Origin of the sequence: Flavobacterium plurextorum (assembly GCF_002217395.1) — a bacterium.
Taxonomy (GTDB): Bacteria; Bacteroidota; Bacteroidia; order Flavobacteriales; family Flavobacteriaceae; genus Flavobacterium; species Flavobacterium plurextorum.
The window spans coordinates 15,704-30,960 of record NZ_MUHD01000024.1 but is presented as its reverse complement, the minus strand read 5'-3'; the positions used below and the strand labels follow the sequence as shown (position 1 = coordinate 30,960).

15 protein-coding genes are annotated in these 15,257 nt (G+C 33.2%); 10 read left to right on the top strand and 5 right to left on the bottom strand.

The window, feature by feature from the left end:
- Positions 1 to 36: 36 nt before the first annotated feature.
- Together B0A81_RS12955 and B0A81_RS12950 are read left to right on the top strand one after the other, a co-directional pair.
- The gene (locus B0A81_RS12955) at positions 37 to 507 is read left to right on the top strand and encodes an Lrp/AsnC family transcriptional regulator (protein WP_029270670.1); all 471 of its coding nucleotides are present in this window, start codon (positions 37 to 39) and stop codon (positions 505 to 507) included.
- Between the two features lie 44 nt (positions 508 to 551).
- Positions 552 to 827 carry a hypothetical protein gene (locus B0A81_RS12950; protein WP_089058430.1) on the top strand — a complete coding sequence of 92 codons (276 nt, stop codon included), beginning with the start codon at positions 552 to 554 and terminating at the stop codon, positions 825 to 827.
- A gap of 85 nt (positions 828 to 912) precedes the next feature.
- Here B0A81_RS12950 and B0A81_RS12945 read toward each other — a convergent pair whose 3' ends face one another.
- The 5 genes from B0A81_RS12945 to leuS all read right to left on the bottom strand — a co-directional run bounded on the left by B0A81_RS12945 (position 913) and on the right by leuS (position 7,142).
- Positions 913 to 1,599: a zinc metallopeptidase gene (locus tag B0A81_RS12945; RefSeq protein WP_089058429.1), complete on the bottom strand. Its 687-nt coding sequence runs from the start codon at positions 1,597 to 1,599 to the stop codon at positions 913 to 915.
- A gap of 180 nt (positions 1,600 to 1,779) precedes the next feature.
- On the bottom strand, positions 1,780 to 2,373 hold the full coding sequence (locus B0A81_RS12940; protein WP_089058428.1) for a hypothetical protein: 594 nt from the start codon (positions 2,371 to 2,373) through the stop codon (positions 1,780 to 1,782).
- A complete protein-coding gene (locus tag B0A81_RS12935) occupies positions 2,360 to 2,833 on the bottom strand; it encodes an RNA polymerase sigma factor (protein WP_089058427.1) in 474 nt (157 codons plus the stop codon). Before B0A81_RS12935 ends, B0A81_RS12940 begins: the two co-directional genes overlap by 14 nt.
- A gap of 2 nt (positions 2,834 to 2,835) precedes the next feature.
- Positions 2,836 to 3,684, bottom strand: coding sequence for an alpha/beta fold hydrolase (locus tag B0A81_RS12930; protein WP_089058426.1), 849 nt, complete (start codon positions 3,682 to 3,684; stop codon positions 2,836 to 2,838).
- A 542-nt stretch (positions 3,685 to 4,226) separates the two neighbouring features.
- The gene (leuS, locus tag B0A81_RS12925) at positions 4,227 to 7,142 is read right to left on the bottom strand and encodes a leucine--tRNA ligase (RefSeq protein WP_089058497.1); all 2,916 of its coding nucleotides are present in this window, start codon (positions 7,140 to 7,142) and stop codon (positions 4,227 to 4,229) included.
- 274 nt (positions 7,143 to 7,416) lie between these two features.
- On the opposite strand from leuS, the gene B0A81_RS12920 reads away from it, so the two are divergent.
- The 8 genes from B0A81_RS12920 to B0A81_RS12885 all read left to right on the top strand — a co-directional run bounded on the left by B0A81_RS12920 (position 7,417) and on the right by B0A81_RS12885 (position 15,098).
- A complete protein-coding gene (locus B0A81_RS12920) occupies positions 7,417 to 7,764 on the top strand; it encodes a winged helix-turn-helix domain-containing protein (RefSeq protein WP_089054315.1) in 348 nt (115 codons plus the stop codon).
- Between the two features lie 208 nt (positions 7,765 to 7,972).
- Complete coding sequence (locus B0A81_RS12915; protein WP_089058425.1) at positions 7,973 to 9,973, top strand: TonB-dependent receptor plug domain-containing protein; 2,001 nt, start codon at positions 7,973 to 7,975, stop codon at positions 9,971 to 9,973.
- Positions 9,974 to 9,990: 17 nt separating this feature from the next.
- A complete protein-coding gene (locus tag B0A81_RS12910; protein WP_165768068.1) occupies positions 9,991 to 10,587 on the top strand; it encodes a molybdopterin-dependent oxidoreductase in 597 nt (198 codons plus the stop codon).
- Between the two features lie 372 nt (positions 10,588 to 10,959).
- A complete protein-coding gene (locus tag B0A81_RS12905; RefSeq protein WP_089058423.1) occupies positions 10,960 to 11,835 on the top strand; it encodes a cell division protein FtsX in 876 nt (291 codons plus the stop codon).
- 89 nt (positions 11,836 to 11,924) lie between these two features.
- Complete coding sequence (locus B0A81_RS12900; protein ID WP_089058422.1) at positions 11,925 to 12,173, top strand: DUF3098 domain-containing protein; 249 nt, start codon at positions 11,925 to 11,927, stop codon at positions 12,171 to 12,173.
- An 89-nt stretch (positions 12,174 to 12,262) separates the two neighbouring features.
- A complete protein-coding gene (locus B0A81_RS12895; protein WP_089058421.1) occupies positions 12,263 to 13,060 on the top strand; it encodes an undecaprenyl-diphosphate phosphatase in 798 nt (265 codons plus the stop codon).
- A complete protein-coding gene (truB, locus tag B0A81_RS12890) occupies positions 13,060 to 13,746 on the top strand; it encodes a tRNA pseudouridine(55) synthase TruB (RefSeq protein WP_089058420.1) in 687 nt (228 codons plus the stop codon). The genes B0A81_RS12895 and truB overlap by 1 nt, the downstream gene beginning before the upstream one ends.
- A gap of 53 nt (positions 13,747 to 13,799) precedes the next feature.
- Entirely contained in the window at positions 13,800 to 15,098 is a 1,299-nt protein-coding gene (locus B0A81_RS12885) for an Ig-like domain-containing protein (protein ID WP_089058419.1), read from the top strand.
- Positions 15,099 to 15,257 lie beyond the last annotated feature (159 nt).

The following is a 15,257-nucleotide window of genomic DNA, read 5'->3' as shown; positions in this document are numbered from 1 at the left end:
CCAAACAACTAAAATTAGTTACAAACTATCACTCAAATGAAAATCAACTCGCTTTTAATTGAAATTGACGGTATCGACAAAGAAATTCTTCGATATTTAATGGATGATGCACGAAAACCCATTCTTCAAATCGCCAACAAAATAGGAATTTCTGGAGCTGCGATTCATCAGCGTTTAAAAAAACTAGAACAATCCGGCGTAATTTCAGGATCAAAGTTTACCGTTAATCCAAAAGTATTAGGTTACAATACTATGGCATTTATTGGCGTTTATCTGGACAAAGCCTCAAGAAACTCTGAAGCGGTAAAAGATCTTAGAAAAATTCCAGAAGTTCTCGAATGTCATTATACTACAGGAAACTGGTCTGTGTTAATTAAAATTATCTGTCGAGACAACGAACATTTAATGCAGCTTTTAAACACCAAAATTCAAGCAATCGAAGGTGTTTCAAGAACTGAAACCTTTATTTCGTTAGATCAACAAATTGACAGGCAGATTCAATTATAAATGTGTCAATGAGAAAATATGATAATTAGATAATTCACTGTTACATGTTAAATATTAGATCAGAGTACAAGACCATATTCTTTTTCATTGTTTATTTCTCAATAACCTTTATTTATACCGAAATTGATGCAGGAGGTCCATGTGCTCCCGGAATGGGTGCTTTTCTATTTCTTCTTGCAATTCCGATAAGCATAATTTATACTATTGTTCTTTTTTACAAATTATATAAATCTGAAGAAAATCAATATTTATATTCCATTTACACCCTTGCAGGACTTTGGGCTTTACTTTTTGTTCTTCTGCAATTAAATGAAAACTAAATAAAAAAACAAAACCCGACAAGTTTTAAAAACCTGTCGGGTTTGCTTTAAATTATCTAATTGACTAATTATCTCAATTATCAAATTAGTTTCTTCTGCTTCCTGAATAAATCGAGATATAGTACAACAGCGTTGCGATTGAACCTATAGCCGCAACAACATAAGTTCGTGCCGCCCATTTTAAGGCATCTTTTGCACCAGCCTGTTCTTGCTGAGTCAGCATATGTTTATTTTCTAACCAAGCCAAGGCTCTATTACTTGCATCATATTCTACCGGCAGCGTTATAATTGTAAACAATGTAGTTGCTGCAAAAATAACAATCCCAATTAGCAGTAATTGAGGAAAAGTTCTAATCATTAAGATTCCCGCAAGCAAAATCCATTGCACATAATTTGAAGCCACACTCACAATAGGCACTAATTTAGAACGCATTGTTAACCATTCATAACCAATAGCATGCTGAACCGCGTGCCCGCATTCGTGTGCCGCAACAGCCGCCGCAGCCGCGTTACGCTGATTATAAACTGCTTCACTTAAATTAACAGTTTTATCCGCAGGATTATAATGATCTGTTAACTGACCTGGAGTCGAAATAACACGAACATCTGTAATACCATTATCAGCAAGCATTTTTTCAGCGATTTCCGCACCGCTCATTCCGTTTCGTAATTGCAGTTTAGAATATAATTCGAATTTACTTTTTAGTCTTGAACTTACCAGCCAGCTGAATAACATTATAGCTCCGGCAATAATTAAATATCCACTTCCCATGTTTTTATCTTTTTTTGATTGATTTTTAAAGTTACAAAACAAATCACAATTTCTGAACCAAACTTAAAAAATGACATTTTGACATTCAAAACAGTAATTACGGCAGTAGAAATATTAAAAATTTAACAAAAAAAAGACGCACTTCAGTGCGTCTGTATAATATGGTCGTAAAATCATCCCTTAATGCAGCTGCTTATTTACTTCTTCAAACTTCTCAATCAGGGTATTTATTTTTGACTGTTGTTTTTTAATTTGTTTCGGGCGAATATAAAACCAATTAAACGCCATCCAAAGCAATGTTATTCCATAACACAAACTTGCACCCAAAGCGCTCATTCTGCTGGCATATTCATACATATACAAGCAAATTCCAGTTGTAAGCAGCAGAAAGTACAAACTCATCATTTTTGTCTGCATAAACTGTTGTTTCTTTTTAATCAAAATCAGTTTTTGTAAATATTCCTGATTCGTTTGTGTCGCATCGATATTTCTAAAAGGAGTCAACAATTTATTAAAAGCAAATACATAAATAACCATCGCCAAAATCGTTAAAACAATTCCGATTTTAGTCGAAACAAACTCTGGCTGATAATATATCCATATAAAAACAATACATGCAGTGGTCAAAAAAAGCAAAACATTGGTTATCCATAAACTTCTTAAACCTGCTTTTTTAAATTTACTCACTCTCGACAGCAAATCTTTCATATCTGGTTGATTTACGGTTTGTTTTTTCCATAAATCTTTAAAATCTATATTATTATCGTTGTCCATTTTCTTTAAATTTTTCAGTCAGTTTTTCTTTTATTCTGTGAATTTTCACTCTAACATTAGCATCAGAAAGTCCAACAATTTTAGCAATTTCCGACTGCTTAACTTCTTCTAATTCCAGTGAAATAATGATACGTTCTGTTTCTGGTAATTCGGCAATACATTTATACAAAAACTGAATTTGCGGCTCTATCGAAGTTTGTTTCTCTTCTGAAAGATGAATTGGCAAATCGGATTTCGGAAAGCGCTTTTCTTTTTCAATCTGTCTTAAACAATTATTAGATGCAATTCTAAAAATCCAGGTTCCAATAGCCGATTCGTTTCTAAAAGTCTCCAATTGCTGCCAGACAATTATAAAGGTTTCCTGAGCCAAATCCTGTGCTGCATCATAATCATTTACGAAACCCATGCAAAGCCTGAATATTCTATCCCAATAAGTCTTATAAATTTCTTCAAATTCCATTCTTACGATTTTACAAAAGTGTTTAATTGCGCCAAATACCAAGCCGTATCATCGTACATAATAAAATGCAGACCTTTACTTGCATATTGAAAATCAGCTGTTTTTAAATTTTTATATTGTTCCTCGATTGCTGGTTTTAAATTTATAAAATAAGATTCTAATAAAATTAATGATGGGCATTTTATAGCTGCAATTTTATTTCTCAAATCTGTATTCGAAAAATCACAATACATTTGAGCAAATGTTTTTCTGTCTGATTTTACACTCCAATCTACAACTGTATCCATTTTTGAAGCATCAGCAAGAAGTCTCGGCATTGTTTTTTTCTGCATTTCAAGAAACTGAGTATCTGTCATTCCAGTCATTTGACTTACCATTGCTGAACAATCATTATTTTCTTTCGATTTAAATGAAGGATCCATCAGCGCAGCCAAACACGGAAGCGCATCTACAACTACAATTTTCCCAATTAATTCTGGATAATCAGCTGCGATAGCCAGCGCAAGTCCGCCGCCCATACTATGACCAACTAGAATTGGCTTTTCAATTTTATTGTTTTTAATATAATTTGCGATTTCTGTTTTCCAATTTTCGAATGATGGATTCTCTTGTGGTTTTGCTCCTGCAAATCCTGCCATTGTAAGCGTATAACAAGTATACTCTTTTTCGAAAGCGGTTTTGGTTTCATTCCACACCTCTCCAGAAGAAGCAAATCCGGGAATGAAAATTATTGATTGTTTTCCTTTTCCAGTTTTAATAACTTCGAAAGGAAATGATTTTGTTTGTGCAAAAACATTTAGACATAATGCTGAGAATAAGAATGCGATAACTAAGATGATATACTTTTTCATTTTAATAGTTTTAAGTTGTTAATTTAATCGGATCCGCCTTTTGGATACGAGAACTATTAAAATGTTACAAAAGTTTTTAAATTTTTGATGAGATAATTCTAAATCCCAGTATTGGTGCGGTTTTTAACCGTAAAGAGTGCGAGATTATTTGCTCGTTAAGACACTAAGCCGCAAAGCTTTTTCCCCAATCTTGCCATTTCGACGAAGGAGAAATCACGCTAGAAATTACACATTCAAAACCGCCAATCTTTGTCGAGTTATGCGTGTGATTTCTCCTTCGTCGAAATGACAAACTGTACGAATTCGTATTGTCAGTCTGAGCGTCCCTAGACAACTATACGAATTCGCATTGTCTGTCTGAGCGGAGTCGAAGACCTTTCGCAAAATTAAAGTCCTTCGACTCCGCTCAGGATGACAAACTATGCGTTTTTCAAAATAAAAATTCGCGCAATTTGTGGCAGAAAAAAAAGCACAAAAAAAATCCCAAACTCCAATCGTAAAATTGGAATTTGGAATTTTTAATATTTAAGAATCAAACTGGTTTATCCAACCAAATTGATAATTTTTCCAGGAACGATAATCACTTTATTCGGTGTTCTCCCGTCTAATTGTTTTTGCGTTCTCTCGTCTTTCATTACGATTTCCTCGATTTGTTCTTTGGTTAAATCCAAAGGTAATTCGATTGTAAAACGCATTTTTCCGTTGAAAGAAACTGGATATTCTTTATTTGTTTCCACTAAATGACTTGCTTCAAAAACTGGAAATGCTGCTTCAGAAATTGATTCTGTATTTCCTAACTGCGACCATAATTCTTCTGCGATATGCGGTGCATAAGGCGAAACCAAAATGGCTAACGGTTCTAAAATTGCTCTTGAATGGCAATTTTGAGAAGACAATTCATTTACACAAATCATAAACTGAGAAACCGAAGTATTGAAAGAGAAACTTTCGATATCTTCCGCCACTTTTTTGATTGTTTTATGCACTGATTTCAAGTTGTCTTTTGTTGGTTCGTCGTTGTTTACAATTAAACCATTGTCATCAAAATACAATTTCCATAATTTTTTCAAGAAACCAAAAACTCCTGAGATTCCAGCAGTATTCCAAGGTTTTGCCTGCTCTAACGGACCTAAAAACATTTCGTATAAACGTAATGTATCAGCGCCATATTCATTACAAATATCATCTGGCGTTACTACATTATAGTATGATTTCGACATTTTTTCGACTTCACGACCCACAATATATTTTCCGTTTTCATCAAAAATAAATTCTGCAGTATTAAAATCTTCTCTCCAAGCTTTGAATTTTTCAATATTCAATTCATCAGAAGAATTAACGAAATTAACATCAACACGAATTGGCTGTACATTTTGATCTTCAATTTTATTTTTAGATACAAAAGTATTTGTTCCTTCTAATCTATAAACATAAGCTGTCGTTCCTAAAATCATTCCCTGATTAATCAGTTTTTTGAATGGTTCTTCGGTTGGAGCAAAGCCTTTGTCTTTCAGGAATTTGTTCCAGAAACGAGAATACAATAAATGCCCTGTTGCGTGCTCGCTTCCTCCAATATATAAATCTACACTTTCCCAGTATGCCAAAGCTTCTTTGCTTGCAAATTCATTTTCATTGTGTGCATCCATATAACGCATCCAATACCATGAACTTCCCGCCCAACCCGGCATAGTGTTTAATTCAAGAGGAAAAATCGAAACATTATCAGCTAAATCAGTATTAACAACTTTGTTTTGTTTTGTATCCCAAGCCCAAACCGCTGCGTTTCCTAATGGAGGCAGACCGTCTTCTGTTGGTAAATATTTTTCTACTTCAGGTAAAATAATTGGCAAGTGCTGTGAATCAATCATTTTTGGCAATCCGTTTACATAATAAACTGGAAATGGTTCACCCCAATAACGCTGACGAGAGAAAACAGCATCACGCAAACGGTAATTTGTTTTTCCTGTTCCTTGTCCAATTTTTTCTAATTCCTGAATAGCCTTTTGAGTTGCCTCTTTATAATTTAATCCGTTTAAGAAATCAGAATTAGCGATTTCAACGTTGTCTTTTGACCCATAAGCGGCTTCAGAAATATCAACATTTGCAAAAATGTTTTTAATTTCAGGCATTCCTTCAGTTCCTTTAAAGAAATTAGCAAAAGCATAATCTCTTTCGTCTCCGCAAGGAACCGCCATTACAGCACCAGTTCCGTAACCTGCCAAAACATAATCTCCAATCCAAACTGGAATCGCTTCTTTTGTAAATGGATGTTCTGCATAAGCTCCTGTAAATACTCCCGAAATTGTTTTTACATCGGCCATACGCTCACGCTCAGAACGTTTTGACGTTTTTTCGATATAAGCTTCAATTGCCGCTTTTTGTTCTGGCGTTGTAATTTTAGCAACCAAATCATGTTCTGGCGCCAAAGTCATAAACGTCACTCCAAAAATAGTATCAGGTCGAGTAGTAAATACTTCGATAAAATTTGTTTCAGGTTTCACGTTTAAAGTTGCATCACTTTGCGCATCAACCTGAGACTTGAAACTTGAAACTTGAAACTTAACTAAAGCTCCAACCGATTTACCGATCCAGTTTCTTTGAGATTCTTTTATAGACTCACTCCAATCGATATCATTTAGACCTTGAAGCAAGCGTTCGGCATAAGCAGAAATTCGCATACTCCATTGTGTCATTTTTTTTCTTATAACAGGAAACCCTCCACGTTCAGAAACACCGTTTACAATTTCATCATTTGCTAAAACAGTTCCTAAACCAGGACACCAGTTTACTTCGGTTTCAGCCAAATAAGTCATTCTGTATTGCAAAAGGATTTTTTCTTTTTGATCTTCAGAATAAGAGTTCCATTGAGCAGCAGTAAAAATCGCTACGTTGTCATCGCAAACTGCTTCAACTAATGCATTTCCGCTTTCTTCAAAAACTTTTACTAAATCTGAAATTTCAAAAGCTTTTCCTTGTTTTCTGCAATACCAAGAATTGAACAATTGAATAAAAATCCATTGTGTATGTTTGTAATAATCAGGATTTGAAGTTCGCACTTCACGCGCCCAGTCAAATGAGAAACCAATTTTATCTAATTGTTTTCTGTATCCTGCAATTTGTTTTCCTTCTTTGTCTACGCCGCCATCAATATTAACACGCGTTGTATCTTCTGGACGCTGTCCTGTCTGAATCGCATATTGTTCTGCCGGTAATCCGAAACTATCGTAACCCATTGGATGCAAAACATTGAAACCTTGATGTCTTTTGAAACGAGAATATACATCTGAAGCTATATAACCAAGCGGATGCCCAACGTGCAGTCCTGCTCCAGATGGATAAGGAAACATATCGAGTACATAATGTTTCGGTTTTTCAGAGTTATTTTTTGCTGCAAAAGTTTGATTTTCTGCCCAATATTTTTGCCATTTGGCGTCAATTTCGTTTGGATTGTATTTCATTTTATAAGGTTCAAAGTTGCAAAGTGACAAAGGTTCAAAGTTTTTCTCACTTAATGAATTATCGCGCAAATTTACATTTATTGTTGCTTGTTGCAAAGCTATTTCACTGACAAACAAATAAAATAACAAAATACTTATTTTAAATTAAGTAAAAATACTTATGTTTGCAACAACAATACTTAGTTCACGTGTTTTTAATTGTTTATTTTTTAATAATAGAAGAATACTATTACAGTAAAAACGATTATTTTTACAAGGATATATTAAGAATGAAATGAGTAATGATAAAAAATATTCTATTGAAGTACGACTTTGGATTGAAGAAGCTGAAGGTCCGTTTTTAGGTATTGGAAAAATCTGGCTTCTAGAAAATATTCGCAAAACAGGCTCTATAACAAATGCAGCCAAGGAGATGAAAATGGCATACAGACAGGCTTGGCAATTGGTGGAAGAAATGAATCAGCGAGCTCAAAGTCCGTTAGTAGAAAAATTGTTGGGCGGAAAAGGCGGCGGCGGTGCAAAATTGACAGATGCTGGAGAAAAAGCGATTGCAGTTTTTTATGAAGTAGAAAAACGCATTAAAGATTTTGCTGAAAAGGAAACTCAAAATTTGAAGTTTTAAACAGCTTCAATTTCATAGATCGTTTTCATTGAAATTTACCAATATGATTTTGGTCATAATTTAAATGTGTAGAAATTGCTTTTTTTGTCGTGCAAATCAGTATTCCTGAAAAAACACACTGAATTTTTATTTTAAAAAACATACAAACCAAAACAAATTTCTTAATTATCAGTATTCATTTTAAAACATACTGAAAAATCGTATCCTTATGAAACTAAAAATTATCGCCTTTTTACTCTTTCCGCTAATCGGATTTTCCCAACAAAACAATTCAACGCCAACAGATTCCATAAAACCATCAAACGTTTTTATGCTGGGAGAAGTAATTGTTACCAATCATCAAAATAAAGACACTTTAAACAGAGTAACTTCAAAAACAATGGTTTCTCAAAATAAAATGGATGTTTCGAGAGCTTTAAATATGCTGCCGGGAATTACATTAACGTCTTCTGGACCGCGAAACGAATCTATGGTTTCAGTACGTGGTTTCGATTTAAGACAGGTTCCAGTTTATATGGACGGTATTCCTGTTTATGTTCCTTATGACGGTTACGTTGACTTGGCAAGATTTACCACTTTCGATTTGGCTGCGATAGATGTTTCAAAAGGATTTTCGTCTGTACTTTATGGTCCCAACTCACTTGGAGGCGCCATAAATTTAGTTTCTAGAAAACCTTCTCAAAAATTAGAATACGACGGCTCACTTGGAATGATTAATGAAAATGGCTATAAAGGAAACATCAACATTGGCTCTAACATTGGGAAGTTTTATTTTCAAGGCGGATTTTCTTATTTGGATAGAAATTCAACTAGAATGTCATCTAATTTTGTTCCAACAGCAAATGAAAACGGCGGACAAAGAGACAATTCATATCGCACGGATCAGAAAATTAGTTTTAAAATTGGATGGACTCCAACTGAAAAAAGCGAATATGCGATTGGCTACATAAATCAGCAGGGCGAAAAAGGAAATCCAGTTTATACAGGAAGCGATCCTTTAAACTCTCTTTTACTAAAACCTCGTTACTGGCAATGGCCAAATTGGGACAAAGAAAGTTTTTACTTCATCTCAAATTCTAATTTTGATGACAAAAACAGCTTAAAAACAAGGTTGTATTTTGACCGTTTCAAGAATACTCTTGACAGTTATGATGATGCAACTTATACGAAACAAACCAAACCGTATGCTTTTGAAAGTATTTACAATGATTACACTTACGGTGGAAATCTAGAATACAACACCAAATTTATTCCAAAAAATGATTTGAAAATTGCTTTTCATTTTAAAGAAGATGTACACCGCGAAAACAATCTTGGTGAACCAGTTCGTCATTTTATAGACAATACAGTTTTGGTGGGAATTGAAGATATTTATAAAGTTACTCCAAAATTCACTGTTATTCCTGGTGTGAGTTACAACATTAGAAAAAATACTGAAGCAGAAGATTACAACAGCACTACAAAAGTGATTTCCGATTATCCATCTGCTGGTGCGAGTGATGCTTTTAATGCTCAAATTGGATTTTTTTATCAGTTGAATGAAGCGCAGAAATTGGGCGCAACAGTTTCGCAGAAAACAAGATTTGCAACAATCAAAGATCGTTATTCGTATAGAATGGGAACTGCAATACCAAATCCGGACTTAAAACCTGAAAAAGCTGTAAACTACGAATTGAATTATACGGCGGGACTTTTTAATAAAGTTACTTTTCAAACGGCGCTTTTCTACAGCAAACTTTCTGATGCGATCTTAAATGTAAGCAACGTTCAGCCTGGAAAATCTCAAATGCAGAATTTTGGTGAAGCGGAATATCTTGGCGTTGAAGCTCAAATAAACTATGAAATCTTATCTAATTTGTCGCTTAATGTGAACTACACTTACATTGAACGAAACAATATTACAAATCCGAATATTCATTTTACTGATGTTCCAAACACAAAGGTTATGGGAACTTTAGAATATAAGCCGATTAAAATATTGCGTTTAATTGCTAATTCTGAATTTAATTCATCTCGTTTCAGTACAAGCTATGGAGCAAGAGTTCCAGATTACACACTTTTGAATTTTTACGCTTCGGGTAAAATAGCCAAAAATTTCAGCATCGATGCAGGAATTAATAATATCTTCGATAAAAACTATTGTCTTGTTGAAGGTTACCCTGAAGAAGGCCGCAACTTTTTTGTAACGCTTCGTTTTTTTAATAACTAAACCTAAAATAATTTTATATGAAAACTCAAAATTATATTCTAGTCCTTCTTATTGCATTTTCATGCGCAATGTGCAATTCATCTAAAAAGGAAAAAGAAGATTCGATTGCAACAGAAAAGGTATCTAAAACAGACAATGATAAACATCCTGTTCTTACACCGGCTGACAGTTTAAAAATGGTAAATCATACTATTGAAGTAAAAGGCGATGTCGAATTTCCGCTTCAATTAAGTGTTGATTCTTTAAAAAAGATGAAGGTGGTAACTATTGATGATTTTAAAGTTGTCTGCCAAAGCGGCGAAGTTAAAAAAGATAACAAAGTGTGTAAAGGCGTGCTTTTGAAAGATATTTTAGAGAAGGCAAAAATCAAACAAGACGGACATAAAGACCGCAATTTTTATATTGTGGCACGAGCTTCTGATGATTACAAAGCCACTTTTTCATGGGCAGAGATTTTCAACAATCCAACCGGAGAAAATGCTTTTGTTCTTTTTGAGGAAAACGGAAAACCACTGAAAAGCGGCGAAATGATTGCTATTTGTAAAAATGATATTAAAACTGGACCTCGCCATGTTTACTGGCTTAAAAGTATCGAAGTTTATAGAGTTAAGTAAGGTGCTAAGGCACTAAGATTCTAAGGCGCTAAGATTTTTGAAACATTAGATACAAGTTTTCCAAACTTTTAAAATATTTTCAGCCACAGATTAAAGGATTACACAGATATTAAAAATCTTTTTAATCCTTTAATCTGTGGCTGTTTTCTTTAGCTTTACAAGCTTTATGTCTTTTAAGCAATTACGTTATTAAAAAAACTTTGCTCCCGATAGCTATCGGGATTGCGGTTAAATCGATACAAAATTTTATGCACTTTGCTGTTAAATAAACTTTTATTCAATATGGAATTGTACATTTATGGTATAAAAGTTCGTTAATAACTTTAAATAAAGAAATTCTTTATTATTTTTACCACATAATTTAAGCAAACTATGAGTTCTAACTTTGATAAATTTCAAAAACGCAGGTTAATTTCCTCTTATTTTTCGGTAGTATTAAGTGTATTTCTAGTATTATTCCTTTTGGGAGTATTAGGATTATTTATTATTAATTCTAAAAAACTGGCAAACGATTTTAAAGAAAAAATTGCTATGACAGTTTTCTTTAAAAATGAAGCAAATGACAGCGTTATCAAAGCATTTAATACAGAATTAAAAAGAGCGCCTTTTGCGAGATCTTATGCTTACGTTTCTAAAGAAAAAGCAGCAAAAGAACATACTGATATTATTGGAGAAGATTTCCTGACATTTTTAGGAGAAAATCCTTTATTGAATTCATACGACATTCATTTAAAAGCAGATTATGTTGAAAGAGACAGCATTTTGCAAATCGAAAGCAGTTTACGTAAAAATACTATGATCGAAGATATTGTTTACGACAAACAATTGGTAAATCTGGTAAATGATAATATCAAGAAAGTAAGTATGTGGATTTTGATTATCAGCGGTTTTCTAGCTATAATTGCGGTTTTATTAATCAACAGCTCATTGCGTCTTTCTATTCACTCAAACCGTTTTATTATTAAAACCATGCAAATGGTTGGTGCAACCAAATCGTTTATTCGTAAACCTTTTGTAATGCGCAGTGTAAAACTAGGAATGCTGGGTGCTGGATTGGCAATTATTGCCTTAATTGGACTTTTATTCTACGTTGAAACTAATTTTCCTGGTTTAGGAATTCTAGAAGACAAAGCTTTAATTGGATTGGTTTTATTGGCCGTTTTTGGATTAGGAGTTTTAATTACTTGGGTAAGTACACATTTTGCAACGCAACGTTTCTTGAATTTAAGAACTGATGATCTTTACTAATTATTAGAACAAAAAGACTTTCATAAACTTAGTTCAGAACAACAAAATAAACAAACCTTTACTGGTTTAAAGGTTCAAAAAAAATAAAAATGAAAAACAATAATACAGAAGAAACTCCAAAACACGAATTCCTTTTTGACAGCGTTAATTACAAAATCTTATTGATCGGAATTGCTGTTATCGCTTTAGGCTTTATTTTAATGTCGGGCGGAGGAAGTCATGATCCAAATGTTTTTAATGAAGATATTTTTAATTTCAGACGTATTCGCTTAGCTCCAACTACCGTTTTAATTGGTTTTGGAATTACGATTTATTCTATTTTCAAAAAATCTAAATAGTCTTTTCTAGACATCTTAGATTATTAGATTAATCTTAAACATATTTAAGAGATCTAAAAATCTAAGAGGTCTAAAATCTAAAAAAACAAATGAATACATTACAAGCTATTGTTCTTGCCATTATTGAAGGAATCACAGAATTTTTACCTGTTTCTTCAACTGGACACATGATTATTGCCTCTTCTTTTTTTGGAATTGCACACGACGATTTCACCAAACTTTTTACTATTGTTATTCAACTTGGAGCAATTCTTTCGGTTGTAATTTTATATTTTAAACGTTTCTTTCAAACACTTGATTTTTACTTTAAACTTTTAGTTGCTTTTATTCCTGCCGTTGTTTTAGGATTATTATTAAGTGACTTTATTGATGGTTTATTAGAAAATCCAGTTACGGTAGCAATTTCTCTTTTAATTGGAGGTTTAATTCTATTAAAAGTCGACGAATGGTTTAATACACCAAACAGCTCAGAAACTTCACAAGAAATCAGCTATTTACAAGCTTTTAAAATTGGTTTATTTCAATGTCTTGCCATGATTCCCGGCGTTTCTAGAAGTGGTGCAAGCATCGTGGGCGGAATGTCTCAAAAATTATCAAGAACTACTGCTGCGGAATTTTCATTTTTCCTTGCTGTACCGACAATGTTGGGCGCAACGGTAAAAAAATGTTACGATTACTACAAAGCAGGATTCGAATTATCTCATGATCAAATCAACTTATTGATAATAGGAAACATTGTGGCTTTTATTGTGGCGCTTCTTGCTATTAAAACCTTTATTGGATTTTTAACTAAAAACGGATTCAAAGTTTTTGGTTATTACCGAATTATTGCTGGAATCATTTTATTATTGATTCACTTTTTCATTCACCCGCTTACCATTATATAATGACACCTGAAGAATATTTAGACGGACAAGTTTTACTGATAGACAAACCTTTAAAATGGAGTTCGTTTCAAGCTGTCAATAAATTAAAATATCTTTTAATTAATAAAGTCGGCCTGCCAAAAAAGTTTAAAATTGGTCATGCTGGAACTTTAGATCCTTTGGCTACTGGACTTTTATTAATTTGTACTGGAAAATTTACCAAAAGAATTTCTGAACTTCAAGGTCAAGCCAAAGAATATACTGGAACATTTTACATTGGAGCTACTACTCCATCTTACGACTTAGAGACTGAAATCGACCAGACTTTTCCAACGGAACATATCGATGAAGCGCTTATTCATGAAACGGTTAAACAATTTCTAGGCGAAATTGATCAAAAGCCGCCAATATTTTCTGCTATTAAAAAAGACGGTGTTCGTTTATACGAGCATGCACGTGCTGGTGAAACTGTCGAAATTGCCAGCAGAAAAACTACAATTCACGAATTTGAAATTACGCGAGTAGCTTTGCCTGAAATTGATTTTAGAGTAGTTTGCAGTAAAGGAACTTATATTCGCTCTCTTGCTTACGATTTCGGAAAAGCCATGAATTCCGGATCGCATTTAACTGTTTTACGCCGAACTAAGATTGGCGATTACGATGTAAAAAACGCAATTGATATTACTCTTTTTGAGGAAAATCTATAACATTATATTTTTTTGATTTTTGTAATTTAGTCGTTTGCTTTAAAATTTACAAAATGAAAAATTTCTTTTTAGCGTTATTTTTAATCTCCTCAAAAGTTTCTTTTAGTCAAACTGCCGGCCAAAAATTTGTATCGACTGATATTGAGAATTTTTGGAAAGCATACGAAAAGGTTACTTCTGTTTCTGACAGTATAAAACAATACCAATATTTAAATGAGTTTTATCTTGACAAAGGTTCGCTTGGATTAAAAAGTCTTATAGAAGTTCGTAATTATACTCCAAAAGAGTTCCTTAACTCAATTACAAAATACCCAAAATTCTGGAATTCATTAAAAGAAAACAGTACAAATGTCAGCAATCTTTATCCTGAAATAGAAACTGACATTCGTAAATTAAAAGAAGCGTATCCACCATTAAAACCATCAACTATTTACTTTTCAATTGGTGCTTTTAGAACAAACGGAACGATACAAAATGATCGAATTTTAATTGGAAGCGAACTCTCGTTAGCAGATGAAACTACTGTTATCGATGAACTTCCTGCATGGAGACAGAACTTTTACAAAGAATATAATCCCAGAAAAAATATTGCTTTATTATGCACACATGAATATGTTCATACGCAGCAAAAAGAATTAGTAGAAAACTTGCTTTCTATGTGTTTGTATGAAGGTGTTGCAGAATTTATTTCCTGTAAAGTAACAGACAAGAAATCGAATTGTCCAGCAATTGAATTTGGAAAAACCAATCAGGAAAAAGTCATAAATCAGTTTATTGCCGATTTATACATCATGAGCAATAATTATAATTGGTTGTGGGGTGAAAACAGAAATGATTTAAAAATTAGAGATCTTGGTTATTATATTGGCTATGAAATTTCTGAACGTTATTACAATTCATCCAAAGACAAAGCAAAAGCCATAAAAACGCTTATTGAGCTCGATTATCACAACGAAAAAGAAATGGAGCAAATCGTTGACGCTTCAAAATTATTTCCAAAAAGTGTAAAGAAATTAAATCAGGATTACGAAAAACAACGACCGACTGTACTTGCAATATCAGGTTTTAAAAACGGAAATAAAAAAGTAAAATCAGGACTAAGAGATATTACAATTACATTTTCAGAACCATTAAACGGCCGTAATACTGGTATCGATTTTGGTCCTCTTGGCAAAGAATTTTGCCCAAAGTTAAGTCCTGAAAAAATCTGGTCTTCTGATAAAAAAACATGGACTTTTAAAGCTGATTTGCTGCCAAACAAAAAATATCAAATCTTAATTACAAATAATTTCAGAAAGCAAAACGGAGTAAGATTAAAACCGTATTCGATCGAATTTCAAACGGCTGAATAAAAAAAGCACATTACAAATCAAACCGTAATGTGCCACCTCTTAAATTAAAGTAGTGCTATTTCATACGCAATTCTTTTGGAGTTAATAATGATGTACATTCTTTCCTCCAAACAAAAATGTCGAAAAAAAATCGTAAAACCTTTCGAATAACTTTTTCAT

Bases quoted from the DNA above. Each gene is read 5' to 3' on its own strand.
- B0A81_RS12955 (WP_029270670.1), top strand. From the start codon at position 37: ATGAAAATCAACTCGCTTTTAATTGAAATTGACGGTATCGACAAAGAA.
- B0A81_RS12950 (WP_089058430.1), top strand. From the start codon at position 552: ATGTTAAATATTAGATCAGAGTACAAGACCATATTCTTTTTCATTGTT.
- B0A81_RS12945 (WP_089058429.1), bottom strand. From the start codon at position 1,599: ATGGGAAGTGGATATTTAATTATTGCCGGAGCTATAATGTTATTCAGC.
- B0A81_RS12940 (WP_089058428.1), bottom strand. From the start codon at position 2,373: ATGGACAACGATAATAATATAGATTTTAAAGATTTATGGAAAAAACAA.
- B0A81_RS12935 (WP_089058427.1), bottom strand. From the start codon at position 2,833: ATGGAATTTGAAGAAATTTATAAGACTTATTGGGATAGAATATTCAGG.
- B0A81_RS12930 (WP_089058426.1), bottom strand. From the start codon at position 3,684: ATGAAAAAGTATATCATCTTAGTTATCGCATTCTTATTCTCAGCATTA.
- leuS (WP_089058497.1), bottom strand. From the start codon at position 7,142: ATGAAATACAATCCAAACGAAATTGACGCCAAATGGCAAAAATATTGG.
- B0A81_RS12920 (WP_089054315.1), top strand. From the start codon at position 7,417: ATGAGTAATGATAAAAAATATTCTATTGAAGTACGACTTTGGATTGAA.
- B0A81_RS12915 (WP_089058425.1), top strand. From the start codon at position 7,973: ATGAAACTAAAAATTATCGCCTTTTTACTCTTTCCGCTAATCGGATTT.
- B0A81_RS12910 (WP_165768068.1), top strand. From the start codon at position 9,991: ATGAAAACTCAAAATTATATTCTAGTCCTTCTTATTGCATTTTCATGC.
- B0A81_RS12905 (WP_089058423.1), top strand. From the start codon at position 10,960: ATGAGTTCTAACTTTGATAAATTTCAAAAACGCAGGTTAATTTCCTCT.
- B0A81_RS12900 (WP_089058422.1), top strand. From the start codon at position 11,925: ATGAAAAACAATAATACAGAAGAAACTCCAAAACACGAATTCCTTTTT.
- B0A81_RS12895 (WP_089058421.1), top strand. From the start codon at position 12,263: ATGAATACATTACAAGCTATTGTTCTTGCCATTATTGAAGGAATCACA.
- truB (WP_089058420.1), top strand. From the start codon at position 13,060: ATGACACCTGAAGAATATTTAGACGGACAAGTTTTACTGATAGACAAA.
- B0A81_RS12885 (WP_089058419.1), top strand. From the start codon at position 13,800: ATGAAAAATTTCTTTTTAGCGTTATTTTTAATCTCCTCAAAAGTTTCT.